The sequence below is a fragment of the Desulfomonilia bacterium genome (assembly GCA_036567785.1).
In the GTDB taxonomy this organism is placed as follows: domain Bacteria; phylum Desulfobacterota; class Desulfomonilia; order UBA1062; family UBA1062; genus DATCTV01.
Genome location: DATCTV010000039.1, coordinates 1 through 7,289, shown reverse-complemented (window position 1 = coordinate 7,289; position 7,289 = coordinate 1). Strand labels below are relative to the sequence as shown.

At 49.5% G+C, this 7,289-nt stretch carries 2 protein-coding genes, 2 tRNA genes and 3 rRNA genes; all 7 read left to right on the top strand.

The window, feature by feature from the left end; genetic code table 11:
* Nucleotides 1-469, top strand: a 16S ribosomal RNA gene (locus VIS94_12100); the annotation flags it as partial.
* A 123-nt stretch (nucleotides 470-592) separates the two neighbouring features.
* A tRNA-Ile gene (locus tag VIS94_12095) sits at nucleotides 593-669 on the top strand.
* Between the two features lie 9 nt (nucleotides 670-678).
* Nucleotides 679-754: transfer RNA gene (locus VIS94_12090), tRNA-Ala, on the top strand.
* Between the two features lie 81 nt (nucleotides 755-835).
* A 23S ribosomal RNA gene (locus VIS94_12085) occupies nucleotides 836-3,838 on the top strand.
* Nucleotides 3,839-3,920: 82 nt separating this feature from the next.
* Nucleotides 3,921-4,037, top strand: a 5S ribosomal RNA gene (gene rrf, locus VIS94_12080).
* A 250-nt stretch (nucleotides 4,038-4,287) separates the two neighbouring features.
* Nucleotides 4,288-5,628, top strand: a complete 1,341-nt coding sequence (locus VIS94_12075) for a solute carrier family 23 protein (GenBank protein ID HEY9161810.1) — start codon at nucleotides 4,288-4,290, stop codon at nucleotides 5,626-5,628.
* Between the two features lie 10 nt (nucleotides 5,629-5,638).
* A complete protein-coding gene (locus tag VIS94_12070) occupies nucleotides 5,639-7,009 on the top strand; it encodes a solute carrier family 23 protein (GenBank protein ID HEY9161809.1) in 1,371 nt (456 codons plus the stop codon).
* Nucleotides 7,010-7,289 lie beyond the last annotated feature (280 nt).

Below are 7,289 nucleotides of genomic sequence, written 5' to 3'. Positions count from 1 at the left end.
GTCGTGAGATGTTGGGTTAAGTCCCGCAACGAGCGCAACCCCTGTCCTATGTTGCCAGCGGGAAAGCCGGGGACTCGTAGGATACTGCCGGTGACAAACCGGAGGAAGGTGGGGACGACGTCAAGTCATCATGCCCCTTATGTCTAGGGCTACACACGTGCTACAATGGTGAGTACAAAAAGATGCAAGACCGTGAGGTGGAGCCAAACTTTTAAAACTCATCCCAGTTCGGATTGTAGGCTGAAACTCGCCTACATGAAGCCGGAGTTGCTAGTAATCGCGAATCAGCATGTCGCGGTGAATACGTTCCCGGGCCTTGTACACACCGCCCGTCACACCATGAGAGTTGGCAATACCCGAAGTCCGTGAGGTAACCGCAAGGAGCCAGCGGCCGAAGGTAGGGTCAGCGATTGGGGTGAAGTCGTAACAAGGTAGCCGTAGGAGAACCTGCGGCTGGATCACCTCCTTTCTAAGGTGTAAACCAAAATAAGTTTCAAATAAAAATTAAAAGCAAATCGTCCACTGTTCAGTTTTCAAAGATTGAATATGCTCTTTGAAAACTGAATATTGAAAATCTGATGAAGGCTGATTCGGGCCTATAGCTCAGTTGGTTAGAGCGCACGCCTGATAAGCGTGAGGTCGTTGGTTCAATTCCAACTAGGCCCACCACGAAGATATGGGGGTGTAGCTCAGTTGGGAGAGCGCCTGCCTTGCACGCAGGAGGCCATCGGTTCGAACCCGTTCACCTCCACCAGTTATATTGTGGAATCAATCAGATTTTTAAGCTCTTTAAAAAACTTAATAGTGCGTTATACGGAAGGGAGTAATTTCATTGAGTCAAGCTACTAAGGGCACACGGTGGATGCCTTGGTGCTGAGAGGCGATGAAGGGCGTGGTAAGCTGCGATAAGCCACGGGGAGCCGCTAAACAGGCTTTGATCCGTGGATTTCCGAATGGGGAAACCTGCCGGAAGTCATGTTCCGGCATCATGTGATGAATCCATAGTCACATGAGGCGAACGCAGGGAACTGAAACATCTAAGTACCTGCAGGAAGAAAAATCAATAGAGATTCCCAAAGTAGCGGCGAGCGAAATGGGAAGAGCCCAAACCAGTCATGTGTCAAGCCCGCAGGCGTTGCATGATTGGGGTTGTGGGGGCGGTTTTGAGGGCGTTGCGGAGTCCTCGGAGAGTTATAAAACACATTCATAGGAGAACAGTCTGGAAAGTCTGGCCATAGGAAGTGATAGCCTTGTATCCGAAATGCATGTGTCTCTCTGAAACCGTTTCCCGAGTACCGCGGGGCACGTGGAACCCTGTGGGAAGCTGGGAAGACCATTTTCCAAGGCTAAATACTACTCAGCAACCGATAGTGAACAAGTACCGTGAGGGAAAGGTGAAAAGTACCCCGGAGAGGGGAGTGAAATAGTACCTGAAACCGTGTGCCTACATTCTGTGGTAGACCTATGTCATGGCTTGCCATGACAGGTTAACCGCGTGCCTTTTGCATAATGAGTCAGCGAGTTATTCTATGCAGCAAGGTTAAGCCGTTAGGTGTAGCCGTAGCGAAAGCGAGTCTTAATAGGGCGATAAGTTGCATGGAGTAGACCCGAAGCCGAGTGATCTATCCATGGCCAGGGTGAAAGTTCGGTAAAACGAACCGGAGGCCCGAACCAGTTCAGGTTGAAAACTGTTTGGATGAGCTGTGGATGGGGGTGAAAGGCCAATCAAACTCGGAGATAGCTGGTTCTCCCCGAAATATATTTAGGTATAGCCTCAGATGATGGTTGCCGGGGGTAGGGCTCTGGATGGGCTAGGGGTCCTCGCGGATTACCAACCCCAACCAAACTTCGAATACCGGACAACTTAATCTGGGAGTCAGCCCGTGGGAGATAAGTTCAACGGACAAAAGGGGAACAACCCAGACCGCCAGCTAAGGTCCCTAATAGATGCTAAGTGGGAAAGGTGGTGGAATTGCATAAACAACCAGGATGTTGGCTTAGAAGCAGCCATCATTTAAAGAAAGCGTAATAGCTCACTGGTCGAGTGGTTCTGCGCCGAAAATTTAACGGGGCTCAAGCATCTAACCGAAGCTGCGGATCTGTCTTAATTGACAGGTGGTAGGGGAGCGTACCAGTCGCCTGTGAAGCCGTACTGTAAGGAGCGGTGGAGGCCCTGGTAGTGATTATGCTGACATGAGTAACGAAAATTCCAGTGAGAATCTGGAACGCCGTAAGCCCAAGGGTTCCTGCGGAAGGGTTATCCGCGCAGGGTTAGTCGGCCCCTAAGCCGAGGCCGAAAGGCGTAGGTGATGGGAAACAGGTTAATATTCCTGTACCTCTGAAGGAGCGTTATCAGCGATGGGGGGACGCAGGAGGGTATGCGTACCGGGCGATGGTCGTCCCGGATCAAGCCCGTAGGGAGTGCATTCAGGCAAATCCGTTTGCACAATCCTGAGAGGTGATGACGAGCTTAATTGCGAGCGAAGTCGCAGATCCCACACTGACAAGAAAATCCTCTAGTGAGCTCTTAGGAGACCGTACCGGAAACCGACTCAGGTGGGCGGGGAGAAAATCCTCAGGCGTTGAGTGAAACCTCGTTAAGGAACTCGGCAACTTGACACCGTAACTTCGGGATAAGGTGTGCCCCCATTAGGTGTAAAAATTTACTTTTGAAGCCGAAGGGGGTCGCAGAGAAGTGGCCGCAGCGACTGTTTACTAAAAACATAGGACTCTGCTAAATCGCAAGATGACGTATAGGGTCTGATGCCTGCCCGGTGCTGGAAGGTTAAGGGGATTTGTTAGCTGCAAGGCGAAGCAATGAACCGAAGCCCCAGTAAACGGCGGCCGTAACTATAACGGTCCTAAGGTAGCGAAATTCCTTGTCGGGTAAGTTCCGACCTGCACGAATGGCATAACGATTGCGGCGGTGTCTCAACGAGGGGCTCAGTGAAATTGCAGTGTGGGTGAAGATACCCACATCCCGCAGAAGGACGGAAAGACCCCGTGGACCTTTACTACAGCTTGATAGTGTATCTTGGGTATGTTTGTGTAGGATAGGTGGGAGGCTTTGAAGCCGGGACGCTAGTTTCGGTGGAGCCAACCTTGAAATACCACCCTGATGTATTTGAGATACTAACCTGCTCCCGTTATCCGGGAGAGGGACACTGTCTGGCGGGTAGTTTGACTGGGGCGGTCGCCTCCCAAAATGTAACGGAGGCGCGCAAAGGTTCTCTCAGGCTGATTGGAAACCAGCCGTCGAGTGTAAAGGCATAAGAGAGCTTAACTGCGAGACAGACATGTCGAGCAGGTGCGAAAGCAGGTCTTAGTGATCCGGTGGTCCCGAATGGAAGGGCCATCGCTCAACGGATAAAAGGTACCCCGGGGATAACAGGCTTATCTCCCCCAAGAGTTCACATCGACGGGGAGGTTTGGCACCTCGATGTCGGCCCATCGCATCCTGGGGCTGGAGTAGGTCCCAAGGGTTTGGCTGTTCGCCAATTAAAGCGGTACGCGAGCTGGGTTTAGAACGTCGTGAGACAGTTCGGTCCCTATCCTCTGTGGGCGTAGGAGAATTGAGAGAATCTGTCCCTAGTACGAGAGGACCAGGATGGACGAACCTCTGGTGCTCCAGTTGTCGCGCCAGCGGCATAGCTGGGTAGCTATGTTCGGAACGGATAACCGCTGAAAGCATCTAAGTGGGAAACCGCTCTCTAGATTAGTTCTCCCTTTCCTTAGGGAACTGAAGGCCACCTGAAGACTACAGGTTTGATAGGCTGGGTGTGTAAGTGCAGCGATGCATTAAGCTAACCAGTACTAATTGGCCGTGAGGCTTGACTCACTAAATACTCCCTTCCGAGCTTCACCTTTTATATAAAAAATATAAAAACTCGGACTTATACGAAAATTTTAAAAAATACGTTCCCGGTGACCATGGCATAGGGGAAACACCCGATCCCATCCCGAACTCGGCAGTTAAGCCCTATAGCGCCGAACGTACTGCATGGGTAACTGTGTGGGAGAATAGGACGTTGCCGGGATCATTATTGCAAAGCCCAGAGCTTATTAAGCTCTGGGCTTTTTATTTTTGTGTGCTATTTTAGGATAATTGTGATTTTCCCGTCTTCGAATCTAAAAGCTTTCCTCCCGAAACATGGACATGGAGATGTGGAACAATCTGAGTCTCGTCATGGCCTGAAAGTACTTAACTCAAGGGGACATTTCTAAAGAACTTTGACAGTTACCCAAAAACCAATTGATTGGAATGATGTTTTATGTATCTTATCAAGAATGGATTCTGTAGAAAATCCTGACCTCAAAATCGATTACAAAACAGACCAAACCCCTCCTTTAGCGCTTTCAATACTGTCAGGTTTGTCACATGTCTTCCTGTATCCGGTCGCTTTTTCATTGCCGGTTATCCTGTTAAATTCCGTAGGTGTTTCCGTTGATGACACAATTCGTTTTTCACAGATTTCATTGCTGGCATTCGGTATTGCAAACATATTCATGTCTTTAAGGCAAAAAAGCATCGGTTCAGGTTATCTATGTCCGGTTACCGGATGCCCGTCCTTTTATACGGCTTCGATAATTGCAGCCAAGGCAGGCGGCATTGCGCTCATATCGGGAATGCTGCTTCTGACAGGTTTTTTTCAAAGCATTATTTCAAGGATTCTAATAAGATTCCGGTTCTTGATTGCGCCTGAAGTAATGGGCGTTGTCGTCCTTGTAATAGGCATGGACGCATTGACTATCGCAGCACCCGTGTTCACGGGCAACATAAATACAGAAATGCGCTTCAACTCAGGTTCATTTCTGGTTGCTGTCGTTACATTCCTCATCATGATCGTGCCTGAAATCAGAAGCAGTTCAATATGGAAACGGTATTCGGTTCTTATCGGAGTCGCTTCAGGCATGGCCGTTTCCTTTATCATCAATCTAGACAATCCGCTTATCGACAGGCCTGACAATCTCTCTTTTTTTTCGGTTCCACCAATCGGATATTTCGGGTTGTCCTTTGAATGGAAACTGTTTCCTTTGTTTATTATTGCCGGGCTAGCCTCCGTCATAAAAAGCGCTGCCTGCGTGGTCGCCAGCCGTCAGGTTAACGGCGAGAATACTGACGACGGTAAAACCGAAGCGATCGGCGGCGGTATGTTATCTATCGGATTGAGCAACATTCTAGCAGGAGCCATGGGAGCTATGGGGATATCTGCTTCGGCAGGCAATGTCGGATTAAGCCTGGCGAACGGAGTAGCGAGCAGAAAAGTCGGTTTTATAATCGGCGCAATGCTCATAGGATTGAGCTTTTCCCCAGCGGCAACGGGATATCTGCTCGATATCTCGTTTCCGGTCGCCGGCGCATGCCTTCTTTATGTCACGAGCTTCATGCTGGTTCTGGCTTTTAGACTTCTAACAGCGCAAACCTTTGATGTCCGCAAGACCTTCATACTGGGGATATCGATAAGTTTTGGTTTCTGCGTGAATGTAATACCTGAACTTTATGGGGTCACGGAAAGTTCAATCCTGGCTGACAGGGTCAATATGGCGACTATTCTGGCAATCATCCTGAGCATCGTTTTCAGGATAGGCCTTCCCAATACAAATAATACTGGCGAAATGAAAAAATAATGCGTGGACAATGAGCGAAGATAACGGAAATAAAGACGATAAACAAACAGCGGCGAAGCCCTCCAATCTTATCTACGGACTGGAAGACAGGCCGCCGTTTATCGTCCTTGTTCTTCTGGGATTTCAACATATTTCTGTGCTTTCTCCCGGAATTATAATCGTAGTCATGATTGCCTCGATTGCAAAACTTAGTTCAGAAGAAGCAGGCGATCTGATACGCCTTTCCATGCTGGCAATGGGAATCGTAGCGATTCTTCAGGGACTGAAACGCCGAGGCGTCGGTTCAGGCTATCTGTGCCCGGGCGTATGCGGGCCAGCTTACATAGGCGCTTCCATTGCCGCCTGCAAGGCGGGCGGCATAGCACTGCTCTGCAGCATGCTGACTGTCGTGGGCTTCATAGAGATATTCCTTTCCAGGATTATTACACGTCTTAAAGCGATATTCCCGGTATACATCATCGGCCTTGTCGTGTTGATGGTGGGATTCGAGGCGGTGCTTGTCTCTGTCCCGAGATTTCTGGGACAGCATTCGCCAAATCATTTTATCAGGAATGAAAGCCTTGCCGTTTCGTTGATTTCGATTAGTGCCATGCTGATACCGACCGTTTGGAGCAAGGGCAAGCTCAGGCTATATTCAATCCTGATAGGCCTCATTACAGGTTACGCCGCATCGATTACACTTGGAATTCTGGGAGGCGATGCGGCCGCCGTAATAGAGCGCGAGTCATGGTTCGCCCTGCCAAGGCCAGGGCACTTCGGATGGTCGTTCAATTTGGCATACGTCATACCCTTTGTCATCGCCGCGCTATCTTCAACGCTAAAAGGTGTTGGCGACTTGACCATGTGCCAGAAGATAAATGACGCAAACTGGAAAGAACCCGACATGAAACCTATCAGCCAGGGCATCTTGGCCTACGGTATAGGTAATCTCACGGCAAGTTTCATGGGCGGTCTGGGGATGTCCAGCTCTTCCAGCAATGTTGGGCTTTCGCTTTCCCTGTGCGCGACGAGCAGGGTAATTCTGTTCGCTCTTGGAATAGAAATGATCATCATGGCATTCATTCCCAAGGTGGCAGCCATATTCGTGGTCATGCCCGAACCGGTTATGGGGGCATGCCTTGTTTATGCGTCAAGCTACATGATTGTCGCCGGTTTTCAGCTTTTGTGCGCCAAACCCATAGGCGTTGTCGAGACATTCGTGCTTGGCATTTCGCTTTGTTTTAGTTTGAGTGTCGACCTCGTGCCTCAACTGTATGCAGGTATTCCGGCATGGATGGAACCGCTGTTCCAATCGAGTTTGACGCTTGCAACTATCCTCGCCGTCGGGTTGAACCTATTATTTACGTTAATCAGCAGTGCCGGGAAAAAAGAAAGACTCTGATGTATGAGTGATTGACGAGTCGCATGTCTGGGGCGCCTTAAGGCATGGCATAATACTTTTTGGTTGACCCAAGAGGGACGCTCATAACCAAATGACTTATTCTGGCAGGCGGTTTTTCACAGCCAATGAAAACCCAAAGGGTGTCAGGCCTTTACGGCCTGTTGCCCTGATTGATTTTGGGGAGTCGCATTTTGCGGGTTTATGGAGCACTTGGTCAGACGTAGAGATGTCTCAAAGCAATATCCCGAAAATTGCAAATACGATTTCCAGAGAACAACCG

Coding starts and splice junctions, on each gene's coding strand:
- VIS94_12070 (HEY9161809.1), top strand. CDS start 5,639: ATGAGCGAAGATAACGGAAATAAAGACGATAAACAAACAGCGGCGAAG.
- VIS94_12075 (HEY9161810.1), top strand. CDS start 4,288: ATGGATTCTGTAGAAAATCCTGACCTCAAAATCGATTACAAAACAGAC.